Origin of the sequence: Nocardioides sp. J54, from assembly GCF_000519005.1 — a bacterium.
Taxonomy (GTDB): Bacteria; Actinomycetota; Actinomycetes; order Propionibacteriales; family Nocardioidaceae; genus Nocardioides.
On record NZ_JAER01000009.1, the window covers coordinates 88,176 to 110,485 of the forward strand.

Below are 22,310 nucleotides of genomic sequence, written 5' to 3' on the forward strand. Positions count from 1 at the left end.
CCATAGAACCACGCTCACCAAGCGGGCCGCCGGTCCGAAAGGACCTACCCGGCGACCATGCCGGGGCGGTCCTCCGCTAGTGTTCGCAGTGTTCTGACCCTCGAGAGGAAGGCTCGTTCGTGGGCTGGTGGCACCCCGAGCGTTCACGGGCGCAGCGACGACTCCGTCGTGCGATCCCGTTCGCCGGATTCGTCGTTCTTGCAGCTGCGCTGAGCGGCTGCTCCACCGACTCCCAGTGGGAGCGGTTCGGCATGCCGGAGATCAAGTCGGAGCAGGGTGAGCACATCCTCCAGCTCTGGCAGGGCGCCTGGGTGGCGGCCCTGATCACGGGTGTGGTCACGTGGGCCCTGATCATCGGCGTCCCGATCTGGTTCCGTCGTCGCAGCGACGACGAGGTCCCGGTGCAGACCCGCTACAACCTGCCGATCGAGATCTTCTACACGGTCTTCCCGGTCATCATGGTGATCGCGTTCTTCTCGCACACCGTGCGGGTGCAGAACCTCGCCCTGGAGCTGGACGAGAACCCCGACGTCATCGTCGAGGTCGTCGGCCAGAAGTGGCAGTGGACGTTCAACTACCCCGAGACCGAGGCGGCCGACGGCAAGAACGTCTTCGTCTCCGGCACGGGTGACAACATCCCGACGCTGGTCATCCCGGTCGACAAGACCATCGAGTTCCAGCTCTACAGCCCCGACGTCATCCACAACTTCGGCATCCCGGCCTTCGCGATGCGCATGGACGTCGTCCCCGGCAACGACAACGCCTACCAGGTCAAGCCGACCGAGACCGGCACCTACGCCGGCAAGTGCTACGAGCTCTGCGGTGCCTACCACTCGCGGATGCTCTTCACCGTCGAGGTCGTGACCGAGGCCGAGTACGAGGCGTACCTCGAGCAGCTGGCAGCCAACCCGGACAACGTCTCCGACGAGCCGGTCAAGGGTGGCCTCTACTCCGAGAACCTCATCAACCACGACGAGGAGGGCCACGAGTGACCGCGCTCGCCCGCAACGCGGACGTGCCCGAGCGCAAGACGCTCGGGAAGCAGCTCGTCCGGATCATGACGACGACCGATCACAAGCTGATCGGCAACCTGTACTTCTTCACCGCGATGTTCTGGTTCATGGCCGGCGGCATCATGGCGCTGCTCATCCGCTCCGAGCTCGCCTACCCGGGCAGCCAGCTCGTCAACGAGGAGCTGTACAACCAGCTCTTCACGATGCACGGCACGATCATGCTGCTGCTGTTCGCGACGCCGCTGTTCTTCGGCTTCGGCAACGCGATCATGCCGCTGCAGATCGGTGCGCCCGACGTCGCGTTCCCGCGCCTGAACATGTTCAGCTACTGGCTGTACCTGTTCGGCGGCCTCATCGCGGCCTCCGGCTTCCTCACCCGTGACGGCGCCGCCTCGTTCGGCTGGTTCGCCTACACGCCGCTCTCCGACTCGGTGAACAGCCCCGGCGTCGGTGGCGACCTGTGGATCATGGGTCTGTGGATGGCCGGTCTCGGTACCATCCTCGGTGCGGTCAACTTCATCACCACGATCATCTGCATGCGGGTCCCCGGCATGACGATGTTCCGGATGCCGATCTTCACCTGGACCGTGCTGATCACCGCGATCCTCGTCCTGATCGCGTTCCCGATCCTCGCCGGCGCGCTGCTCTCGCTCGAGGCCGACCGCCAGCTCGGGGCACACGTGTTCGACACCGCGACCGGTGGCGCCATCCTGTGGCAGCACCTGTTCTGGTTCTTCGGCCACCCCGAGGTCTACATCATCGCGCTGCCGTTCTTCGGCATCATCTCCGAGATCCTGCCGGTCTTCAGCCGCAAGCCGATCTTCGGCTACGTCGGCCTGGTCGGCGCGACCCTCGGCATCGCGATCCTCTCGGTGGCGGTGTGGGCGCACCACATGTTCGTGACGGGCGCGGTCAACCTCGCGTTCTTCTCCGGCATGACCTTCCTCATCGCCGTCCCGACAGGCGTGAAGTTCTTCAACTGGATCGGGACGATGTGGGGCGGATCAGTGCGCATGGACACCCCCATGCTCTGGTCGATCGGCTTCCTCACGACCTTCCTCTTCGGTGGCCTGACCGGCATCATCCTGGCCAGCCCGCCGCTCGACTTCCACGTCTCCGACTCCTACTTCGTGGTGGCGCACTTCCACTACACGGTGTTCGGCACGGTCGTGTTCGCGATGTTCGCCGGCTTCTACTTCTGGTGGCCCAAGTTCACCGGTCGGATGCTCGACGAGCGCCTCGGCAAGATCCACTTCTGGCTGCTGTTCATCGGCTTCCACACCACCTTCCTCATCCAGCACTGGCTGGGCGTCGAGGGCATGCCGCGCCGGTACGCCGACTACCTGCCGGGTGACGACTGGGAGTTCATGAACCAGGTCTCGACGATCGGTGCCTTCGTGCTCGCGTCCTCGATGCTGCCGTTCTTCTACAACGTCTATGTCTCCCGCAAGGGCCCGCTGGTCAACAGCGACGACCCGTGGGGCTGGGGCCGGTCGCTGGAGTGGGCCACGAGCTGCCCGCCGCCGCGCCACAACTTCCACACGATCCCGCGCATCCGCTCGGAGTCGCCCGCGTTCGACCTCCACCACCCGGAGATCGCCGCGATCGAGATGTACGACGACGAGCCGGCCGGCGAGCTGGACAAGAAGGGAGCTGACGCCTGATGAAGATCGAGGCATGGATCTTCGGCGTGACCACGGTCTTCCTGGTCCTGGTCAGCCCCGCCTACTGGTTCATCACCGACGCCGGTGACTCCGGCGCCGACTGGACCGGCACCTCCGCGCTCGTCATGACCACGCTGCTGTGCGCCATGGTGACCCTCTACCTCGGCTTCCACGCCGGGCGGATGGACGCGCGCCCCGAGGACCGCAAGGACGGCGAGATCGCGGAGGGTGCCGGCGAGCTCGGCTTCTTCCCGCCGTACTCCTGGTGGCCGCTGTGGTGCGGCGCCACCCTGGGCATCATCGTGTTCGCCCTGGCGATGCTCGCCTGGTGGCTGTTCATCATCGGGATCGTCCTCGGCGCCCTGGCCCTCGTCGGCTGGATCTTCGAGTACTACCGAGGCGAATTCGCCCACTGAGCTGAGCTGACTGCGCGAGCGCGTCGCCTGTCAAGGGCGAGGGGGACCCTCCGGGCCCGCCCTCGCNCTTGACGCGTCTTCGACGCCAGCGCCGCGCTGCCGCGCACGCAGTTGGCTTGCGCAGGGCCCACGTCCGCCTGGCGGCAAGCCCAGGGTGGGGGGCCCGGGCTGCGCGAGCGCGTCGCCTGTCAAGGGCGAGGGGGACCCTCCGGGCCCGCCCTCGCNCTTGACGCGTCTTCGACGCCAGCGCCGCGCTGCCGCGCACGCAGTTGGCTTGCGCAGGGCCCACGTCCGCCTGGCGGCAAGCCCAGGGTGGGGGGCCCGGGCTGCGNGAGCGCGTCGCCTGTCAAGGGCGAGGGGGACCCAACCCGACCACGGGTGTCCACCTCGCCCTTGCGGCATTTCCGGGGCCGGGTCGCGGGAGTCACACCGACGTGACTTCCGGCTGGCGGCGTGGAAACCGGATTCGTGGGTGCCGGCGGTTACGATTTCGCGGTGTTCTCGACGACCCGACGCTCCCGCACCGCGCGCGGCCTCGCTGTCCTGACCCTGCTCGTCGTCACGGCGACCGGGTGCGACGGCTCCGGCTTCACGCCCGGCGCGGGCGGCGGTGACGACGCGCCGCAGACCACGGCCGCCGCCGTCACCAAGGCGTCGGTGACGGCCAACGTCGAGCCCGGCGCGAAGGACGTCCCGGTCAGCACCGTGCTGCGGGTCGCCGCGACCGACGGCACGCTGACCTCGGTCGCGGTGCGGTCCAAGGCGGGCAACGTCCCCGGTCGCATCGTCGACGGCACCCGGTGGGTGGCGAGCGAGCGGCTCGAGCCCGGCGTGCGCTACCGGATCCGCGCTGTCGCCGAGAGCGGCGACGGCTCGACGGTCGAGAGCGTCACCCCGTTCCGCACCGAGGCGCTGACCCTCGACCAGCAGACCTACCCCTCGGTCGCCCCGCTCCAGGGCGAGACCGTCGGCGTGGGCATGCCGGTCGTGGTCCACTTCGACCTGCCGGTTTCCGACAAGGCGTCGTTCGAGAAGAACATGAAGGTGACGTCCACGCCGAAGCAGGCGGGCTCGTGGCGCTGGGTGAGCGACACCGAGGCGCACTGGCGGCCTCGGACGTACTGGAAGGCCGGCACCAAGGTCAGCGTCGACGTCGACGTCAACGGCGTCCCGGCCGGCAACGGCATCTACGGCCAGGAGGACCGCGAGGTCGACTTCCAGGTCGGTGACGCGCACATCTACAAGGTCAACGCGCGCACCCACCAGATGAAGGTCTTCGAGAACGGCAAGCTGCTCCGCACCCTGCCGATCACCACCGGCAAGGAGGGGTTCACCACCCGCTCCGGCGTCAAGGTGATCATGGAGAAGTTCGAGAGCCGCCGGATGAACTCCGAGACCGTCGGCATCCCCGCCGGCTCGGCCGAGGCCTACGACATCGACAACGTCCGCTGGGCGATGCGCCTGACCAACTCCGGAGAGTTCATCCACGCCGCCCCGTGGTCGGTCGGCTCCCAGGGCCGTGCCAACGTCTCGCACGGCTGCACCGGCCTGAGCACCGAGAACGCCGGCTGGCTCTACTCCATGTCCCGCCGCGGCGACGTCGTCGAGTACGTCGGTACCGACCGCCCGATGGAGCCCGACAACGGCTACGGCGACTGGAACATCTCCTGGCCGGACTACCGGGCCGCCTCGGCCCTCTGACCTGCCCTCTGGCCTGCCCTCAGGAGGCGGACGCCAGACCGCGTGAGAGCCGGTCAGCGGCGATCTCCAGCGAGCCGCGCAGCTCCTCCACGCCGAGTGGCCGCTGGGCGGGGAGGCTGAAGGCGGAGAGCCACACCATCCCGCGCCCCACCCGCGCGGCGACGACGTCGCCGACCATCTCGACGTCGAAGCCGTCAGCGGAGATCGGGATCGTCATGCGGTAGACCGTCACCTCGTCGCCGACCGGCGCGAACGACAGGGGATCGAGGCTGATGTCGCCGACGGTGACCTCCTGCATCTCCCCGCCGAGCTCGTTCTGGAGCTCCTCGAGCGCACACTCCCGGAAGCGGTCGGTCGAGAACACCTCGCACGCCTCGACCAGCCACTCCTCGGAGTGCGCGACACGGACGTCGACCGAGACCTCGGCGTCGTCGGGCGAGGTGAAGTCGTCCGACTCGGCGTCCGGGTGCGCGTCGACGTACAGCGTCTCGTAGTCCCCCACGCAGCGCGCCATCCGCGTCCGGGACTCCCGCTCCTCCGACGCGTCGTCCTCGCCCGCCGCCTCGGACGTCCAGCCGGGTGGCATGTCGTCGAGGGTCAGCACCGCGGCCTCGGCGATCGCCTGGTCCGCGGCGACGTCCTGCTCCACCGTCGGGCTGCCCGAGGTGACGGATCTTCGTGCGTCGCTCGGCTCCCCGTCCCCGTCGTCGTCGGCCCCGCCACAGGCGGTCAGGAAGAGGGCAACGGCCACGGCCACCGAGAACGCGCGCATGCGACGTAGTCGACGGTTCAGGCGGCGTACTCGAGCACGAGCTGCGTCGCGTAGATCTCGAAGGGCGTGGGGGTGTCGTCACCCGTGGTGGGGGTGATGTGTCGTGTTCCGGTCGGGTCGACCAGGTAGTGGGCCCCGTGGGGATCGCGCCAGATGGTGATCCCGGGGAAGGGTTGTCGGGCTTGCCAGCCGGCGTGGGTCTTGATGCGGTGGTGGGTGCGGGTGAGTGGGGCGAGGTTGTCGCTGCTCGTCTCTCCGCCTTCGCTGTGGGGTTCCTGGTGATCGATGTCGACGTTGCGCGAGGTGTTGACGGCGTAGGGGAAGACGTCGGCGGGGTGGATGAGGTGGACCATCTCGCGCAGGCGGCGGGGGATCTCGTAGGCGTCGACGGCCATGGTCTGGTTGAGGTCGATAACCGGCAGGACCTGCACGTGCCGGCGATGTGGGCGACCATGCGGCGGACCCACTCGACCGTGACCGGTCCGTGGCCTTCGAACCTGGCGATGGGGGAGTCGGGGGTGAGGTGGAGGTGGATGCGCACCTTCGGTCGCACCGGCCCGACCGCCAGGTCGGGGTGGGTGTCGGGGTTGACGAGGAGTGCGAAGGCGGCGAGCTTGCGCTCGGGCTTGCTGACGTCGGGCAGGGTGTCTTCGAGCTGCCGGGCGACGGCGTTCAACGCCGCGTCGGCGGCGAGGATGGTGGTGGCGTGGTCGCGGATGGTGAGGGTGGCGATGCCGTGGCGGTTGACGCGGGACATGCGCACGAAGCGGTCCTTCTCGGCTGCTTCCTCGCGGGCGCGGGCGAGCTCGGGGGCTGCGGCGGCGACCCTGGCCTCGACGAGGGTCTCGAACCGTGCCCAGGGCAGCCTGCCGTCGGCTGAGTCTGCGACTTCGTTGTCGACCCAGGCGGCTTCGTCGGCGGTGAGGTCGCGGGTGGCTTCGGCGACGTGGCGTGCTTGCCGGACGCGGACGGTGCCGGCGTCGATGCCGGCCTGCAGCTTGGGGAGTCGGTGGTGCAGGTCGACGGCGTCGGCGATGAGTCGTTTGGCACCGAAGGGGCTGGTCTGGATGCGGGCGCCGAAGGTGGCGGCGGCGTACTCGGTGATCCTGGGTGTGCCCTCGTCCCCGGCGGGCCTGGCGCGGTCGCGGCCGCGCTTGTCACGGCGCGGCAGGGTGTCGGGGTTGTGCAGGACGGCCCACTGGTAGGCGGCGCGGAGGATGTCGCGCTCGGCCTGCTGGCGCACCGCGTGCTGGTCCTCGACGAACTCGAGGACCTGGTTGGCGGTCATCTCCGCCACCGCCCGATCGGTGACCATGACCCCACCCAACACCAGAGGTCCGACACAAACCCCTCCTCGGAAGCCCAATCCACAGCCCGCCCCAGATCGCTCGTCGTCTTCGGGGTCGTCGGCTCTGACTCGCCGGCGCTGACCACCTACAGGATGGTCTCGAGCTCGCTCCATGCTGCGGCGCCCAGGCGGCGGTCGGCCTCGTCGGTCCCGCCTCGTCGCATGCGGATCCCGCCGGCAACACGGGGCTCGCCGGGCAGGACCGTCCGGTGGCCGGCGTCGGGATCGGACACCAGGGTCGTCGCGAGGCCGTGGCTGGCGCGTCGGCGTACCACCGCCTCGGCCATCGCGAGCGCCGGCCACACCTGGTCGTCGGCGCCGGCGACCAGCAGCACCTCTGGAATCTTCTCGACCGGGATCGTGGCAGCCGGCACCGCTTCGGCTGACTGCCGTCGGGACTGCTCGTAGAGACCCACGTACGCCGGCGGATCGGTGTCGGGTTCCCAGTCCTCCGCGAAGCCGACGTACGGCAGCGCGCTCCCCCCGAGGGTCCAGTGCGACGTCACGCTGCCGTCAGGTCGGATCCCGGCCCACACGACGTCGGTCGGCGCGAACGCGACGACCGCACCGACCACGGGGCTGTGGGCGCCGGTCAGGAGCGCCGCCTCGGCACCGAAGGAGGTGCCGAGCACGACCACGCGATCGGCAATCGCGCTGAGCCCGGTGACCCGGTCGAGGAACAGCTCGAGGGGGACGTCCCAGGGCCCTTCGTTCTGGCCCGGTCCGCCGAACCAGCGCACGGACTCCGCGACGACGCCGTGGCGAGCCAGCAGCTCGGCGCGAGACGAGTCGACGCGCCCGCTGGAGCCCGCCAGCACCAGGACAGCCGTGCCGGTCGGATGGTCAGGGACCCACCGCACGCCTTCGACGTCCGCGAGCTGCTCAGCCCTCATGCCGGCAGCCTGCCATCTCGCGTGGGCCGTTCCCGGCTCAGGTGTCGTACCCGGACCCGTCCCACGGCTCGTAGTAGACGATGAAGTCGCCGGGGCGGATGCCGATGTAGTAGGTGCCGTCGTCGTACTGGTCGACCTCCCAGCCGAAGGTCACCCCGTCGACGACGGTGAGGAACGGCTCGACCGTGATCGGCTCCAGCTCGTACGTGCCCAGCTGCCGCAGTCGTTCGGCAACGAGATCGTCGGCGCCTGCGCTGGATGCCTGTCCCGGCGGCACCCCCGCCGCCCTGCCGACCCGGTCCACGAGTACCTCGTCGAACGAGCCGTCCGCATTCCAGAGGAACAGCCCGACGTAGCCTGCCGGCTCCCCGGCGTCGGCACCGATGTCGAAGAGCTCGTCGCTCAGGAAGAACTTTCGTCCGTCCTCCGCCGTGCCGGCGTAGGGCACGTGGTAGTCGTCAGGTGCGATGGTGAAGCGTTGCGGGCGCTCCCCCGTGCTTGCCGCCTCCGGGTCTTCATGCTCGGCCTCCTCACGACCTGAGCACGCGGCCGTGATGGCAAGGGCGCAGATGGTGACTGCGGCGAGGACGGTGCGCACACGGTGATCCTGCCACTCAGGCGGCCCCTCGCGAGCAGGGCGCACCAGCAGGTCCTGATCGTCAACCCGAGCGGTACGTCGGGGAGTCGACGTGGATGGGACGCGAGCCGGGTGCGGCCCGGCGCACCGGCAGCCGTAGATTTCCAGCATGCCAACGAACGCACCCGGCCTGCTCGACGAGGTCAAGGACGCCATCTCCCTGCGAACCGTCGCGCTGATCGCCGGCGTGCTGCTCGTGCAGGTCGCGTTCATCGCCTCCTACGTCGGGGCCTTCCACCACCAGGACCCCCGCGGGATCGAGGTCGGTGTCGTCGCACCGGCGGGTCAGGCCGACGCCCTCGCCGAGCAGCTCAACGGCATCGACGGTGAGCCGCTCGACGTCCGGGTCGTGGCGTCGGCGGACGAGGCGCGGGCCGAGATCGAGGAGGGCGACCTGGTCGCCGCGCTCGTCGTCGACCCGTCCGGCACCGAGGACACGTTGCTGGTGGCCAGCGCCCGCGGAGAGTCGCTCAAGGGTGCGGTGCAGCAGGTCCTGACCGCGGCGGAGGCGCAGCAGGGGCGGACGATCGAGCTCAGCGACGTCGTACCGCTCCAGGACGGCGATGCCCGCGGCATGAGCGGCTTCTACCTCGTCATCGGCTGGCTCGTCGGTGGCTACCTCGTCGCGGCCCTGCTCGGCGTCGCGAAGGGTGCACGTCCGGCGAACCGCAACCGGGCGGCGATCCGGCTGGCGGCGATGGTGCCGTACGCCGTGCTCTCGGGCCTGCTGGGTGCGCTGGTCGTCGGTCCGGTGATCGGCGCGATCGAGGGCAGCTTCTGGGAGGTCGCGGCGGTCGGCACCCTGCTCGTCCTCTCCTCGGCCACGGTCACGATGGCGCTGCAGGTGCTGGCCGGGACGCTGGGCATCGGCCTCACCGTGCTGATCTTCGTCGTGCTCGGCAACCCGAGCGCGGGCGGTGCGTACCAGACCGAGCTGCTGCCGGGCCTGTGGCGGACGGTCGGCCAGTGGCTCCCGAACGGCGCCGGCACGACCGCGCTGCGCGAGATCATCTACTTCGACGGCAACGGTGCGAGCGGACCGGTCGTCCTCATCGCCGTGTGGGCGGTGGTCGGCGCCGCGGTCGCGCTCGCCGTCACCGCCCTGCGCGACCGCAAGGCTGACCTGTAGCCAGCCCGAGCCTCACGCGACCGGCTGCTCCGGCCTGGTCGCCCGGATGATCGCACCGTGCATGCCGGGGACGGCCTCGTGGGTGAACTCGACCTCGGCGTCGACGAACCCGGCTGCGGCCAGGCCCGCGAGGTACTCGGCGCGGGACAGGGCGCCGGCGATGCAGCCGACGTACGAGCCACGCTCGGCGCGGTCGGTGGGGGAGAGGTGGTCCTCGGCGACGACGTCGGAGATGCCGATCCGCCCGCCCGGGGTGAGCACACGGAACATCTCGGCGATGACCTTCGGCTTGTCGGTCGAGAGGTTGATGACGCAGTTGGAGATGACCACGTCGACCGAGGCGTCGGGCAGGGGGACGTCCTCGATGGTGCCCTTGAGGAACTCGACGTTGGTCGCGCCCGCCCTGGCGGCGTTGGCGCGGGCGAGGTCGAGCATCTCGTCGGTCATGTCGACGCCGTAGGCGAACCCGGTCTCCCCGACGCGACGGGCGGAGAGCAGGACGTCGATGCCGCCGCCGGAGCCGAGGTCGAGGACCCGCTCACCGGGACGGAGGTCGGCAACCGCGGTCGGGTTGCCGCACCCCAGACTCGCCGCCACGGCCTCGGCGGGGAGGGCGTCCTGGTCGTCGGTGGCGTAGAGCGCGGCCCCGAAGGCGTCGTCGATGGTGCCGGTGGCGCCGCCGCAGCACGAGGTGTCCGAGCTGCCGCAGGAGTCGACGACCTGCAGGGCGTCGTTGAGCTCGGTGTTGCTGCTGCCTCGCCCGACGGCGGTGGCGGCCTGCGCGTACCGCTGGCGGACCTGCTCGCGAACGGCGTCGCCGGAGGGTCCCGGGGTGGGGTGGTTGGTCGCGGTCACGGGGGTGCTCCTTGGGTCGAAGGATTCATCGAAGGACTTCGATTGATCGAGGTTCGTCGATGTATCGACGGATGTCAATGGATCTGGCACACTGGATCCGTGACCACCTCCGAGCTGCCCCTGCTGGATGCGTCGCAGGCGTGCTGCTCGAGCGTGACCGGCGGTGCGCTGGACGCTGACCAGGCACAGCTGCTGGCCCGGATGTTCAAGGCCCTCGGGGACCCCACCCGGGTCCGGCTGCTGTCGATGATCGCTGCGCAGCCCGAGGGTGAGGCGTGCGTCTGCGACCTCACCGAGCCGGTCGGCCTGTCGCAGCCCACGGTGTCGCACCACATGAAGCAGCTCGTCGACGCCGGCCTCGTGGTCCGTGAGCAGCGGGGCCGCTGGGCCTTCTACCGCCTCGTCGACGGCACGCTCGAACAGCTCAGCCGGGCCCTCAAGCCCTGACGTCGCTCGCCGGCGTGGGGTAGCCGCGCCGGACGGCTCGCTCGAGCAGGCCCAGGGAGGCCCGCAGCGCCTTCTCGTCGATCACCGGGAAGATCGGCTTCCACTCCTCGGCCGCGCCGGACCAGTCGCAGTACGACGTGACGGTGGTCCCGTCGGGGTGGGGTGCCAACTCGTAGCCGTACACGTGGCCGATGGGCGGCTTGACCGTCCCCTCGATCGTCCACTCGACGTGCTCGGGCGCCCGGAGCCGCGTGATGACGACGCGGACGTCGTAGGTGCCCAGGGGCACGTCGCCGAGGGCCTCGCGGTCCATGTGGGCGACGAAGGCGTCACCCACCTGCGCCACGGCGCTGCCCGAGGCGGCCTGCAGCATCCCGCTGGAGTCGATGGCGACGTGGCCGTCGGGATCGGTGAGGACGTCGAAGATCGCCTGTGGTGGCGCGGGCACGGTTCGCTGTGCGGAGATCCGCTCGGTCACGGGGTGCACCTCTCTGTCGTCGTCGGCGGGGTTCGTCGACGCGTGGATCAGTGCCTCCCGGCGGCGGATGCGAAACCCAGCCAGGTGTGCCGGTTGCGCCACCAGCACCAGCCCACCTTCGGCGCGTTCCTGCGGGCCGGGCCGTCGTGCCCGGTGCCGCCGCTGATCCACAGGGCCGGCGTGCGGGCGTCGTAGCCGTTCGGCCTGGGCTTCCTCGATCCGATGCACATGAAGCACCGGTTGGGCTCGAGGACCTCCGGCTGCTGGAGCAGCCAGCTGATGCCCTCGCTGATCGTCAACGGGGTCCGCCCGCGCCGGGCGATCGCGGGAGCCGCCTCCTCCGGGCTCCAGTTCGCCATGTCGTCACCGCGGTCGACCCCGGACACCACGTAGAGCGGCCGGTCCGGGACCACGACGTCCGGCGTGGGGTGGAAGTCGTCGAGGTCGGTCATGTCGTGGACGACGAAGCCCTGCTTGCCCTGCCTGCTGAGCAGGGGAGCGAGGGCGCTCGGTGGCGCCAGTGCGGGATGCACGGCCAGGACGTCGCCGGGCCCGACGTCGAGCCCCGCTGTCGCCGTGGCGAGGTCGGCCGGCGTGACGTCGGCGAGGGCGGGCAGGCCGAGGTCGACGAGGCGCTGCAGCTGGTCGGAAAGGGTCATGGAGCTCCTTCGAGATGTGGTGTACGTCGTACACTGTACAACGTAAACCGCTGCTCAGGAGTTCCGCCGCACGTCCTTGACGTAGCGGTGGCAGGGAACCCGGATCGGACCGTCGGGCCCCGGGGCGTCGTGCTCGAACCAGCCCTCGTCGCGCCAGCCCTGGCGCTCGTAGAAGCGGCGGGCCCGTTCGTTGCCGGGGACGACGGCCAGCCATGCCGTGCGGTGGCCGGACTCCGCGATGCGGCGCTCGGCGGCGGCGAGCAGGGGAGCAGCGACGCCGGCGCCGCGGTGCTCGGCCGCGACGTACACCTGGTCGACCTCGCCGCCGGCGACCATCACGAAGCCCATGACCGCAGCGCCGGGAGCGCCGGTGTCGGCATCGGTCACCGCGACGATCGTGTCCGCCACCCGCTGTGCCGCGCGCTCGTCGAACGACTCCCGTGGTCGGGCGGCGGTGAGCTCGTCGGGGACGTTGCCGTCGTGGGCGTCGTGTCAGACGGCGTGCCAGATCGCCGCGATGCGTGCGACGTCGGTGGCGCGGGCGGGGCGGAGCACGGGCACGCGGTCACGGTAACGAGAAATGCCAGAGGGCGCTGCTCCCGGTGGGGGAGCAGCGCCCTCTGGTTCAGCGCGACCGGCTGCCGGTCAGTGGTCCTCGGAGGGACCGTGCCGGTTCGGGCCGGCGGCGATCTGCGACTCGAGCTCGTGCAGCTCGTGCTCGGCGTGGTGCTGCGCCTCGTGCAGCTCCTCGGCCGTCGGCTTCTGCACGTTGTCGGCGAAGAAGGCAGCCTGCAGGCGCGCCCGCAGCTTGCGGATGCGGAGCTTGCGGCCCTGGAGGCCGGACGCCTCGACCTCGTCGACGGTCTCCGGCTTCGGGTCGTCGTCGCGAGCGGTGAGCGTGTAGGCCTTGCCCTCCGGGAGCGGCAGGTGCTTCTCGGCGTAGCCGCCCTCGGGGGAGCGGACCAGCACACCCGACTCGTAGCCGTGGAGCAGCTTCTCCTCGTCGTGACGCTGCAGCGAGATGCACCAGCGCTTGGTGACGATGTAGGCGATCACCGGACCGATGAACACCGCTGCCCGCAGGAAGTAGGTGATCTGGTTGATGGACAGGTCCATCTTGATCGCGATGATGTCGTTGCCGCCGGCGGCCCACGAGAGGCCGTAGAAGGTCATCAGCGCGACCATGATCGCCGTACGGGTCGGGGCGTTGCGCGGACGCTGCAGCAGGTGGTGCTCCCGCTTGTCGCCGGTGACCCAGGACTCGATGAACGGCAGCGCCATCAGGACCATGAGCATCAGCGGCGGCATCACGAGGATCGGGATGATCACGTTCCACGAGAAGGTGACGCCCCAGATGTGCGTCTCCCACGGCGGGATGATGCGCAGCAGGCCGTCGGGCCAGCCCATGTACCAGTCAGGCTGCGAGCCCGCGGTCACCTTCGACGGGTCGTACGGGCCGTACTTCCAGACCGCGTTGAGCGAGAACAGGCCACCCAGGAGGGTGATCACGCCGAACACGATGAAGAAGAAGCCACCGGCCTTGGCGGCGTAGACGGGGAGCATCGGGTAGCCGACGACGTTCTCCTCCGTGCGGCCGGGACCAGGCCACTGCGTGTGCTTGTGGTAGACGAGCAGCAGCATGTGGGCGGCGACCAGGGCCAGCAGGATCGCCGGGATCAGCAGGATGTGCATCGCGTAGAACCGCGGGATGATCGAGTCACCCGGGAACTCGCCGCCGAAGAGGAAGAACGACATGTAGGTGCCGACCACGGGGGAGGCCTTCATGAAGCCGTCCGCAGCCCGGACGCCGGTGCCCGAGAGCAGGTCGTCGGGGAGCGAGTAGCCGGTGAAGCCCTCGATCGTGCCCAGCAGCAGGAGCAGGCAGCCGATGACCCAGTTGAGCTCGCGCGGCTTGCGGAACGCGCCGGTGAAGTAGACGCGCATCATGTGGATCATCATCGAGGCGATGAAGATCATCGCGGCCCAGTGGTGCATCTGCCGCATGAGCAGGCCACCGCGGACGTCGAAGGAGATCTCCAGCGTCGAGGCCATCGCCGACGACATGTGGACGCCGCGCAGCGGGTCGTAGGAGCCGTCGTACTGGATCTCCGTCATGCTCGGGTCGAACCAGAGGGTCAGGAAGACACCGGTCAGCAGCAGGACGACGAAGCTCCACAGGGCGATCTCGCCGAGCATGAAGGACCAGTGGTCCGGGAAGACCTTGCGCAGGTTCTTCTTCATGGCCGTGCCGAGGCCCAGGCGCTCGTCCGCCCAGTTCGCGATGGCGCCGGCGGCCTTGGGGCCCTTGGCGCCGGTGGCAGGTTGCGTGCCGTTGGTCGTGGCGACCTTGCTCACATCAACGCTCATAGTAGTCACGCTCCCAGAAGCTCGGGCCGACCGGCTCGTCGAAGTCACTCTGCGCCACGAGGTAGCCCTCGGCATCGACCGTGATCGGCAGCTGCGGCAGCGGACGGCCGGCGGGGCCGAACACCACCTTGCCGGAGTCGGCGAGGTCGAAGGTCGACTGGTGGCAGGGGCAGAGCAGGTGGTGGGTCGTCCGCTCGTTCAGCGAGATCGGGCAGCCGACGTGGGTGCAGATCTTGGAGTACGCCACGATGCCGTTGACGTCCCAGTTCTCACGGCTGTTGCCGTTGGCGTCCTTGCCCGGCTTGATGTCCTCGGGCTTCATGCGCAGCAGGATCAGCGACGCCTTGGACTTGTGGATCTGGAGGTTGACGCCCTCGACCTCGGTCGGGTCGATGTCGTAGCGCTCCGGGTTGAACAGGGCGTCCGGCTGGCAGTTGACCAGGTCGCCGATCTCCAGGTCCGAGGCCAGGATCGGGGTCCAGATGCCGTCGCGCACGATGCGCATCGGGCGGTCCGGGGTGCCCTCGCCCCAGATGGTGCTGTAGAGCTTCTTGCCCGGCAGGGGACCGAGGTCGCGCAGCATGACGACCGGCGCGATGCCGACCAGGCCGAGCGCGCCGAGCAGCGAGTTGCGGATCAGCGGGCGGCGGCCGATGCCGGACTCGGCGATGCCGTCGTCCAGCGCCTTGAGCGTGACCTCGCGGTCCTCGTCGGTGGAGCGGGCCGAGTGGCGCATCTCCACCATCTCGTGGTCACCCATGAGCTTGCGGGCCCAGTGGATGATGCCGACGCCGATGAACAGCAGCGCGAAGCCGAGGCTCGCGCCCAGCGCCATGTTCGACGCGCCGAAGCCGCCGATCACGTGCCAGTTGTCACCGATGTCGAGGGTGAAGTAGGCGACCAGGAACAGGATCACGCAGACGGCCGAGAGGCCGAAGAGTGCCGCGACCTGGCGCTCCGCGCGCTTCTCCGAGGCGGGGTCGACGTCGGTCGGTCGCCACTGGTGCTCGGGCAGGCCCGGGTCGGCGATCGGTCCGACGGTCGCCAGCTCGCCGCCGTGCTCGTCAGGGGTGTGTGCGTCGCTCACGCTGCCGCCTCGTCCTTCTTCTTGCTCGAGCGGGTGGTGTGGGCCGCGATCCAGACCGCGAAGCCGACGAGGACTCCGATGCCGCCGACCCACGCGATGATGCCCTCGCTGACGGGACCGAGGCTGCCCAGCGTGAAACCGCTGTAGCTCGGGGCCTCGTCGAGGGTCTCGAGGTAGGCGATGACGGCCTTCTTGTCCTCCGGCGGGATGTTGCCGTCGGAGAAGGTGTCCATCGACTGCGGTCCGGTCAGCATCGCCTCGTAGATGTGCTTGGAGTCGACGCCGCGGATCTTGGGGGCGAAGCCGCCGCGCGGCATGGCGCCGCCGGAACCCTCGAAGTTGTGGCAGGCGGTGCAGTTGGCCAGGAAGATCTGGCCACCGCGGACGACGAGGAGCTCCTTGTCCTTGTCGTCCTGCTTGCCGTCACCGTTGAGGTCACCGGGCTTGTCGGTGTCGTAGAGGTCGGCGTCCGGGATGGCCGGGCCGGTGCCGAGGGACGCGACGTACGCCGAGAGGGCGGCGATCTCGTCCTGGGTGTAGACGACCTCCTTGCGCGGCGCCTGGGCGCCGGGCTGGGCCATCGGCATGCGGCCGGTGCCGACCTGGAAGTCGACCGCGGCGGCACCGACGTCGGTGAGGGCGGGGCCGTACTGCGAGCCGCCCTGGGTCAGGACGCCCTCGCCGTTCTGGCCGTGGCAGAACGCGCAGCCGATGAGGAAGAGCTCGCGGCCCTCCTGGACCAGCGCCTCCTGGTCGGCGTCGGTGTCGGCCTGGGCCGGCGCGAGGGCGGCGTAGAGGCCGCCCGTCAGCAGCAGGCCCAGCACGAGCACGACGAGGCCGGCGAGCGGGCCGCGGCGGTGCCTGGAGAGGCGACCGGCGGAGCGGTTCAGAAGGCGCACAATCAGTCCTTGGTCCGGGTCGGGCTGGGGGTGTGGGTCGTCATCAGGACGCGGGCTGTCACTGGATCAGGTAGATCGCCGCGAACAGTCCGATCCAGACCACGTCGACGAAGTGCCAGTAGTAGGAGACGACGATCGCGCTGACCGCCTGCTCGTGGGTGAACTTCCGGGCGACGTAGGTGCGCCCGAGCACGAAGAGGAACGCGATGAGGCCGCCGGTCACGTGGATCCCGTGGAAGCCGGTGGTCAGGTAGAACATCGTGCCGTAGCCGTCGTTCGGGATGGTCACGCCGTGGTGGATCAGCTCGGCGTACTCCAGCGCCTGGCCGCCGATGAAGATGGCGCCCATCACGTAGGTGAGGATGAACCACTCGCGCAGTCCCCACTTGTTCATCTGGAGCAGCCCGCCGGTGCGCCCGACCTGGCCACGCTCGGCGGCGAACACGCCGAACTGGCAGGTGAACGACGACAGCACGAGGATCGTCGTGTTGACGCTCGCGAACGGCACGTTGAGCAGCTCGGTGTTCTCCGCCCACATCTCCGGCGAGACCGACCGGATCGTGAAGTACGCCGCGAAGAGGGCAGCGAAGAACATGAGCTCGCTGGACAGCCAGATGATCGTGCCGACCGCCACCATGGAGGGTCGGTCGTGCTGGCCGTGCAGGCGCGAAGCAGGAAGAGATGCCGAAGCTGAGATCGCCACGAGCGCCATTATGGCGGTATCGCTCCGCCCGGGCATCCCGACCCCCCGTTATGAGCGGTCACCACCCCCCACCTACGCTCGTGGAGGCCGGTTTTCCCGCCCGGGATCCGGCCGTGACTGACGCGAGGGGGTGCCCGTGGGGCTGGTGGTGACGGCCGCCGCCGCCGTCGAGGACCTCCCGCCGTTCGACGCGGGCGCGATGCTGTCCGAGTGGGGCATGGCCCCGCTCCCGCTGGTCGTCACCGTCTGGGGGACCGGTCTCTACCTGGTGGGCGTGATGGCGCTGCGCCGGCGCGGCGACTCCTGGCCCGTCGGGCGGACCATCGCCTGGCTGATCGGCATGCTGTCGTTCTACGTCGCGACGTCGTCCGGCCTCGCGGCGTACGACACCGTCCTGCTGAGCGCGCACATGGTCCAGCACATGGTGCTGTCGATGGTGGTGCCGCTCTCCCTGGCGCTCGGCGCCCCGGTCACGCTCGCGCTGCGCACGCTGCCTCGCCTCCTGCGCGGCTGGCTGCTCGCCGTGCTGCACTCGCGCCTGGCGAAGGTGCTCGGGTTCCCGCCGCTGGCGTTCGGCCTCTACGTGATCTCGCCGTGGGCGCTCTACTTCACCGACTGGTACGAGGCGTCCCTGCGCTCGACCTACGTGCACGAGATGATGCACGTCCACCTGGTGCTGGTGGGCGCCATCTTCTTCTGGCCGATCGTGGGCGTGGACCCGCTGCCCGGCCGCGTGGCGCACCCCTTCCGGGTGCTGCTCACGGTGATGACGCTGCCCTTCCACGCCTTCCTCGGCGTCACGATCATGGGGCAGAAGGAGCTGCTGGGCGGCGACTGGTACCCCGCGTTGCACGACGGACCGATGGGCGCGTGGCTGCCCGACCCGTACGACGACCAGCACCTCGCCGGCGGGATCCTGTGGGGCGCGGGCGACCTGGTGGGCGTGATCTTCTTCGTCGTCCTGTTCATCCAGTGGGTGCGCTCGTCGATGAAGGAGGCCGAGCGGGAGGACCGCCGGCTGGACCGCCTCGAGCGGCGCGAGCGGCTCGCCGCGGCCGAGACCCGGCCCCCGGCGGGGCCCGAGGCCGAGTAGCATCGCGAGGGTGAGCTCTCCGAAGCCTCTGAAGGTGCTTGTCTACAGCGATGACGTGCACACCCGCGAGCAGGTGATCCTGGCCCTCGGCCGGCGCCCGCACCCGGACCTGCCGGAGCTGGAGTACGTCGAGGTGGCCACCGAGCCCGTGGTGATCCAGCACATGGACGCCGGGCACCTCGCCCTCGCGATCCTCGACGGCGAGGCCGTGCCCGCCGGCGGCATGGGCGTCGCCAAGCAGCTCAAGGACGAGATCTACGACTGTCCGCCGCTGCTCGTGCTGACCGGCCGCCCGCAGGACGCGTGGCTGGCGACCTGGTCGCGTGCCGACGCCGCGGTGCCGCACCCGATCGACCCGATCCAGCTGGCCGAGGCGGTCGTGTCGCTGCTGCGCGCCCGCGTCCCCGCCTGAGCAGGGGCTCCACGGGATGACGTGGCCTGACGTCCTCGGCTCGCTCGTGGCCGGGGAGGACCTGACGCCTGCCCAGGCGGCGTGGGCGATGGGGGAGATCCTCGCCGGCGAGGCGACCCCGGCGCAGATCGCCGGCTTCGTGGTCGCGCTGCGCGCCAAGGGCGAGACGATCGAGGAGCTGACCGGCCTCGTCGACGCGATGTACGACGTGATGACGCCGATCTCGGTGCCCGGGCGCCTGCTCGACGTGGTCGGCACCGGCGGGGACCGCTCGTTCTCGGTGAACATCTCGACGATGTCGGCCATCGTGGCCGCGGGCGCGGGCGCCCGCGTGGTCAAGCACGGCAACCGCTCCGCCTCGTCGAAGGCCGGCACCGCCGACGTGCTCGAGGCGCTCGGGGTCCGGCTCGACCTGCCGGCCGACCGGGTGGCCCGGGTGGCGACCGAGGCGGGGATCACCTTCTGCTTCGCCGCCGCCTTCCACCCTGCGATGCGGCACGCCGCGGTCCCGCGCAAGGAGCTGGGCATCGGCACCGCGTTCAACGTGCTCGGGCCGCTGGCCAACCCGACCCGGCCCGCCGCCCAGGCGATCGGCTGCGCCGACGCGCGGCTCGCCCCGGTGATGGCCGGCGTGTTCGCCGCGCGCGGCGTCGACGCGTGGGTGTTCCGCGGCGACGACGGGCTCGACGAGCTGACGACGACCACCACGTCCTCGCTGTGGGTCGTCCACGGCGGCACCGTGAGCACCGCGAAGGTCGACCCGGCGGCGTTCGGGCTCAGCCCCGCGACCACCGAGGACCTCCGGGGCGGTGACGCGGCACACAACGCCGACGTCGTACGACGCCTGCTGGCGGGGGAGCCCGGCCCGGTCCGGGAGGCGGTGCTGCTCAACGCGGGCGCCGCGCTCGCGGTCTACGACGCGCCCGGGGCCCCCGTGGAGGAGGCGCTCGCCGACGGCATCCGCCGCGCGGGCGAGGCGATCGACTCCGGCGCCGCCCAGTCGACGCTGGAGCGCTGGGTCGCTGCCGCGTCCGCCTGAGGCAGCTCAGTCCAGGCCGATGGAGAAGGCCGCCTCGAGGTCGTGGCGGGAGTACGCGCGGTAGGCGATGTGGGTCTCGGTGTCGACGACGCCCTCGACCTTGTTGAGCTTGTCGGACACCACGGCGGCGATGTCCTCGTGGTTGCGGACCCGCACCAGCGCGATGAGGTCGATCTGGCCGGTGACGGAGTAGACCTCGCTGACGCCGTCCAGGGCCGCGATGGCGCTGGCCACCTCCGGGATCCGCGCGGTCTCGGCCTGGACGAACACGATGGCGGTGATCATGGGTCCAGCCTAGGGAGCGTGGTGCGCACGGTCAGCCCGACGTGCCGGGCTGCGCCCTGCACCGGGCAGGTCCACTCGCCCACGACGTCGACCAGGCGCACGCCGGGGGACTCCAGCCAGCGGAGGATCCGCTCGGTCTCCTCGGCGGTCGCAGCCGGTGTCGGCCCGACCTGGGGAAGCACGGTCTCGGCGGTCTGGCGCAGCGCCTCGACCCAGGCCAGCGCGTCGGCACCGGGCGGGATGGTGCCGGCGGCGGCGAGCCGGCCGTGGCGCACGACGTGGACCGCCCAGCGGCCGTCCTCCTCGCGGCGCGCGGCGACCACCTCGGGGCAGCCGGTGAGCGCCCGGAGCCGCTGGTTGCGCGCGGCGCCGCGGATGAAGTCGGCGAGCCGGTCGCGGTGCCGGGCTGCCTCCTCGAAGCGCTCCTCCTCGGCGAGGGCGGTCATCCGTGCCTGCACGAGGTCGACGACGTCGTCGGGGCGACGCAGGAGGGTGTCCTGCAGCTGGCGGACGACGGCGGCGTAGGACTGCTCGTCGACGCTGCCGTCGCACGGGGACAGGCAGCGGTGCATCTCGGCCAGCACGCAGGGCGAGCGGGACGGACGGCGGGCGAGCCGGTCGTTGCACTGGCGGATCGGGAAGACCTCGTGCAGCGCCTGCAGCGAGCTCTCCGCGCTGGCGCGCGAGGAGAACGGGCCGACATAGTCGGCGTCGTCGTCGAGGACCCTCTTGACCAGCGACAGCCGGGGCCACGGCTCGCGGGTCAGCTTGAGCCAGGTGACCTTCTCGGGGTGTCGCGAGCGCCGGTTGTAGGGCGGCTTGTGCTCCGCGATCAGGCGCAGCTCCCGCACCTGCGCCTCCAGCGGGGTGGCGCACTCGATCCCGGTCACCGACGCGGCGAGCTGGACCATCTGGCCCATCCGGCTGCGCTTCTCGGAGGCGGTGAAGTAGGAGCGCACGCGGCGGCGCAGGTCGCGCGAGGTGCCGACGTAGAGCACGCGCTCCCGCTCGTCACGGAAGAGGTAGACCCCCGGCGCGTGGGGGAGGGCGTCGGCCAGGTGGCGCTTGCGCCGCGAGGCGGTGGCGACGCGTGCGGAGTAGCCCTGCAGCTCCTCGAGGGTGTGCACGCCCAGCCCGCCGAGGCGCTCCATCAGGCCGTGCAGCACGTCGACGGTGGCCCGGGCGTCCTCGAGCGCGCGGTGGTTGGGCGTGGTGGAGGCGCGGAAGACCCGCGCGAGCGAGGAGAGCTTGTGGTTGGGCGCCTCGTCGCGGGTCACCACGTGCCGGGCGAGCTTGACCGTGTCGAGCACCTCGAAGTCGGGCCAGGCCAGGTCCATCTCGCGGGCGAAGTGGCGCAGGAAGCCGACATCGAAGCGGGCGTTGTGGGCGACGAGCACGCTGCCGGCGGCGAACTCCAGGAAGGCGGGCAGGGCCGAGCGGATCGACGGCGCGTCGGCGACCATGCGGTTGGTGATCCCGGTCAGCACGGCGATGAAGGCGGGGATCGAGGTGTGCGGGTTGACCAGCGTCTGGAACTCGCCGAGCACCTCGCCGCCGCGGACCTTCACCGCACCGATCTCGGTGATCATGTCGCCGTCGGCGAACGAGCCGCCGGTCGTCTCCAGGTCCACCACGCAGAACGTGACGTCGTGCAGCGGGCGGCCGAGCTCCTCGAACGAGCGTTGTTCCTCCCACCGGTGCGCTGCGGTGGCGGTCGAGGTCATGCCCCGACGGTAGGCGGGACCGCCGACGCAATCGTGCAGGTGGTGGCTTGCGGGGGTTGTGTCGGCCCCTCCTGCCACGTTCGCCCCATGACGACGAGGATCGACTGCGACACCTGCGTGGTGCGGGGGCTGGCGTGCCACGACTGCGTGGTGACCGTGCTGCTCGGCCCCCCGCCCGAGCTGGTGATCGACGACGAGGAGCTGCGTGCGCTGGACGCGCTCGCGGAGGGCGGCCTGGTGCCACCGCTGCGGCTGGTCCGCCCGGTGTCCGCGCCCGAGGTGGAGTCCGCCTGACCGGAAACGCCCGGCCCGGGCCCGGACCGGGTGGGACAGGTGGGGGTGGAGTGACTGGTGATACAGGTGTGACCTGTGTCTCGCGCCACGTGTCCACAACACGCACGACGGGGTTTGGTCGCGCCGTGGCCCGCGATTAGGCTGCTCGCTCAGGTGTCCGTGGAAGTGGGTCGACGATCCGCGCGGGCACCGCGCTGAGTCCGGGGCCGTCCGCGGTCCCGGAGCCGGGGACCCAACCACATCTGGGGTGAGTCCCGCGCAAGGGGCGACCAGGCCACCCACGGGCGGCCGGGGAGCAGGGAGCGCGGGTAGGGCAAGTCGTGCCCGAACCCGACAGCTCACCCGGTAGGCGTACGACACCACAGAGGGGACCGCCAGCACGTGCTGAACGGCCG

25 protein-coding genes and 1 riboswitch are annotated in these 22,310 nt (G+C 70.5%); of the genes, 11 read left to right on the forward strand and 14 right to left on the reverse strand.

What is annotated here, in order from left to right; genetic code table 11:
• Positions 1-119 precede the first annotated feature (119 nt).
• From ctaC to NOCJ54_RS0108785, 4 genes are all read left to right on the forward strand, one after another.
• Positions 120-992 carry an aa3-type cytochrome oxidase subunit II gene (ctaC, locus tag NOCJ54_RS24710; RefSeq protein WP_051485633.1) on the forward strand — a complete coding sequence of 291 codons (873 nt, stop codon included), beginning with the start codon at positions 120-122 and terminating at the stop codon, positions 990-992.
• Positions 989-2,677, forward strand: coding sequence for an aa3-type cytochrome oxidase subunit I (ctaD, locus tag NOCJ54_RS24715; protein ID WP_051485634.1), 1,689 nt, complete (start codon positions 989-991; stop codon positions 2,675-2,677). The genes ctaC and ctaD overlap by 4 nt, the downstream gene beginning before the upstream one ends.
• Complete coding sequence (locus NOCJ54_RS0108780; protein WP_028655203.1) at positions 2,677-3,093, forward strand: cytochrome c oxidase subunit 4; 417 nt, start codon at positions 2,677-2,679, stop codon at positions 3,091-3,093. The genes ctaD and NOCJ54_RS0108780 overlap by 1 nt, the downstream gene beginning before the upstream one ends.
• 495 nt (positions 3,094-3,588) lie before the next feature.
• On the forward strand, positions 3,589-4,794 hold the full coding sequence (locus NOCJ54_RS0108785; protein WP_028655204.1) for a L,D-transpeptidase: 1,206 nt from the start codon (positions 3,589-3,591) through the stop codon (positions 4,792-4,794).
• 19 nt (positions 4,795-4,813) lie between these two features.
• On the opposite strand, the gene NOCJ54_RS0108790 is transcribed toward NOCJ54_RS0108785, so the two are convergent.
• Together NOCJ54_RS0108790 and NOCJ54_RS0108795 are read right to left on the reverse strand one after the other, a co-directional pair.
• Entirely contained in the window at positions 4,814-5,566 is a 753-nt protein-coding gene (locus NOCJ54_RS0108790; RefSeq protein ID WP_028655205.1) for a hypothetical protein, read from the reverse strand.
• A gap of 17 nt (positions 5,567-5,583) precedes the next feature.
• Positions 5,584-5,997: an HNH endonuclease signature motif containing protein gene (locus NOCJ54_RS0108795; RefSeq protein ID WP_028655206.1), complete on the reverse strand. Its 414-nt coding sequence runs from the start codon at positions 5,995-5,997 to the stop codon at positions 5,584-5,586.
• A gap of 92 nt (positions 5,998-6,089) precedes the next feature.
• Here NOCJ54_RS0108795 and NOCJ54_RS29395 point away from each other — a divergent pair, with 92 nt between their 5' ends.
• A complete protein-coding gene (locus NOCJ54_RS29395) occupies positions 6,090-6,446 on the forward strand; it encodes a hypothetical protein (protein WP_157514836.1) in 357 nt (118 codons plus the stop codon).
• Between the two features lie 554 nt (positions 6,447-7,000).
• On the opposite strand, the gene NOCJ54_RS0108805 is transcribed toward NOCJ54_RS29395, so the two are convergent.
• Together NOCJ54_RS0108805 and NOCJ54_RS0108810 are read right to left on the reverse strand one after the other, a co-directional pair.
• Complete coding sequence (locus tag NOCJ54_RS0108805) at positions 7,001-7,807, reverse strand: acyl-CoA thioester hydrolase/BAAT C-terminal domain-containing protein (protein ID WP_028655207.1); 807 nt, start codon at positions 7,805-7,807, stop codon at positions 7,001-7,003.
• 37 nt (positions 7,808-7,844) lie between these two features.
• Entirely contained in the window at positions 7,845-8,405 is a 561-nt protein-coding gene (locus tag NOCJ54_RS0108810; RefSeq protein ID WP_028655208.1) for a hypothetical protein, read from the reverse strand.
• A gap of 148 nt (positions 8,406-8,553) precedes the next feature.
• On the opposite strand from NOCJ54_RS0108810, the gene NOCJ54_RS0108815 reads away from it, so the two are divergent.
• Complete coding sequence (locus tag NOCJ54_RS0108815) at positions 8,554-9,573, forward strand: membrane protein (RefSeq protein ID WP_028655209.1); 1,020 nt, start codon at positions 8,554-8,556, stop codon at positions 9,571-9,573.
• A 12-nt stretch (positions 9,574-9,585) separates the two neighbouring features.
• Here NOCJ54_RS0108815 and arsM read toward each other — a convergent pair whose 3' ends face one another.
• On the reverse strand, positions 9,586-10,428 hold the full coding sequence (gene arsM, locus NOCJ54_RS0108820) for an arsenite methyltransferase (protein ID WP_028655210.1): 843 nt from the start codon (positions 10,426-10,428) through the stop codon (positions 9,586-9,588).
• Between the two features lie 99 nt (positions 10,429-10,527).
• Here arsM and NOCJ54_RS24725 point away from each other — a divergent pair, with 99 nt between their 5' ends.
• Positions 10,528-10,875 (forward strand): ArsR/SmtB family transcription factor, encoded by a 348-nt coding sequence (locus NOCJ54_RS24725; RefSeq protein ID WP_028655211.1) that lies wholly within the window; start codon positions 10,528-10,530, stop codon positions 10,873-10,875.
• On the opposite strand, the gene NOCJ54_RS0108830 is transcribed toward NOCJ54_RS24725, so the two are convergent.
• The 7 genes from NOCJ54_RS0108830 to ctaE all read right to left on the reverse strand — a co-directional run bounded on the left by NOCJ54_RS0108830 (position 10,865) and on the right by ctaE (position 17,068).
• Positions 10,865-11,353 (reverse strand): SRPBCC family protein, encoded by a 489-nt coding sequence (locus NOCJ54_RS0108830; RefSeq protein WP_028655212.1) that lies wholly within the window; start codon positions 11,351-11,353, stop codon positions 10,865-10,867. The genes NOCJ54_RS24725 and NOCJ54_RS0108830 overlap by 11 nt on opposite strands.
• 47 nt (positions 11,354-11,400) lie before the next feature.
• Complete coding sequence (locus NOCJ54_RS0108835; protein ID WP_028655213.1) at positions 11,401-12,012, reverse strand: DUF5701 family protein; 612 nt, start codon at positions 12,010-12,012, stop codon at positions 11,401-11,403.
• 54 nt (positions 12,013-12,066) lie between these two features.
• On the reverse strand, positions 12,067-12,399 hold the full coding sequence (locus NOCJ54_RS24730; protein WP_232221726.1) for a GNAT family N-acetyltransferase: 333 nt from the start codon (positions 12,397-12,399) through the stop codon (positions 12,067-12,069).
• A 258-nt stretch (positions 12,400-12,657) separates the two neighbouring features.
• Entirely contained in the window at positions 12,658-14,379 is a 1,722-nt protein-coding gene (gene qcrB / locus NOCJ54_RS24735) for a cytochrome bc1 complex cytochrome b subunit (RefSeq protein WP_051485635.1), read from the reverse strand.
• Positions 14,369-15,466 (reverse strand): cytochrome bc1 complex Rieske iron-sulfur subunit, encoded by a 1,098-nt coding sequence (gene qcrA / locus NOCJ54_RS0108850; protein ID WP_028655214.1) that lies wholly within the window; start codon positions 15,464-15,466, stop codon positions 14,369-14,371. The genes qcrB and qcrA overlap by 11 nt, the downstream gene beginning before the upstream one ends.
• Complete coding sequence (gene qcrC, locus NOCJ54_RS0108855; RefSeq protein ID WP_028655215.1) at positions 15,463-16,365, reverse strand: cytochrome bc1 complex diheme cytochrome c subunit; 903 nt, start codon at positions 16,363-16,365, stop codon at positions 15,463-15,465. Before qcrC ends, qcrA begins: the two co-directional genes overlap by 4 nt.
• A 58-nt stretch (positions 16,366-16,423) precedes the next feature.
• Positions 16,424-17,068, reverse strand: coding sequence for an aa3-type cytochrome oxidase subunit III (ctaE, locus tag NOCJ54_RS0108860; RefSeq protein WP_442937318.1), 645 nt, complete (start codon positions 17,066-17,068; stop codon positions 16,424-16,426).
• A gap of 136 nt (positions 17,069-17,204) precedes the next feature.
• Between ctaE and NOCJ54_RS24740 the strand changes: the two genes are divergently transcribed.
• From NOCJ54_RS24740 to trpD, 3 genes are read left to right on the forward strand one after another with little or no spacing between them, the layout of a single operon-like run.
• On the forward strand, positions 17,205-18,161 hold the full coding sequence (locus tag NOCJ54_RS24740; RefSeq protein ID WP_232221727.1) for a cytochrome c oxidase assembly protein: 957 nt from the start codon (positions 17,205-17,207) through the stop codon (positions 18,159-18,161).
• Between the two features lie 10 nt (positions 18,162-18,171).
• Positions 18,172-18,573, forward strand: coding sequence for an Rv3143 family two-component system response regulator (locus NOCJ54_RS0108870; protein WP_198020162.1), 402 nt, complete (start codon positions 18,172-18,174; stop codon positions 18,571-18,573).
• A gap of 16 nt (positions 18,574-18,589) precedes the next feature.
• Positions 18,590-19,612: an anthranilate phosphoribosyltransferase gene (trpD, locus tag NOCJ54_RS0108875; protein WP_028655218.1), complete on the forward strand. Its 1,023-nt coding sequence runs from the start codon at positions 18,590-18,592 to the stop codon at positions 19,610-19,612.
• 6 nt (positions 19,613-19,618) lie between these two features.
• Here the strand turns inward: trpD and NOCJ54_RS0108880 are convergent, their stop codons facing one another.
• Both NOCJ54_RS0108880 and NOCJ54_RS24745 read right to left on the reverse strand, forming a co-directional pair.
• The gene (locus NOCJ54_RS0108880) at positions 19,619-19,897 is read right to left on the reverse strand and encodes an Lrp/AsnC family transcriptional regulator (protein WP_028655219.1); all 279 of its coding nucleotides are present in this window, start codon (positions 19,895-19,897) and stop codon (positions 19,619-19,621) included.
• Positions 19,894-21,621 carry a DEDD exonuclease domain-containing protein gene (locus NOCJ54_RS24745; RefSeq protein WP_051485637.1) on the reverse strand — a complete coding sequence of 576 codons (1,728 nt, stop codon included), beginning with the start codon at positions 21,619-21,621 and terminating at the stop codon, positions 19,894-19,896. Before NOCJ54_RS24745 ends, NOCJ54_RS0108880 begins: the two co-directional genes overlap by 4 nt.
• Positions 21,622-21,708: 87 nt before the next feature.
• Between NOCJ54_RS24745 and NOCJ54_RS0108890 the strand changes: the two genes are divergently transcribed.
• Positions 21,709-21,915: a hypothetical protein gene (locus NOCJ54_RS0108890; RefSeq protein ID WP_028655220.1), complete on the forward strand. Its 207-nt coding sequence runs from the start codon at positions 21,709-21,711 to the stop codon at positions 21,913-21,915.
• A 192-nt stretch (positions 21,916-22,107) separates the two neighbouring features.
• Positions 22,108-22,269: riboswitch (cyclic di-AMP (ydaO/yuaA leader) on the forward strand.
• The last annotated feature ends 41 nt before the right edge of the window (positions 22,270-22,310 follow it).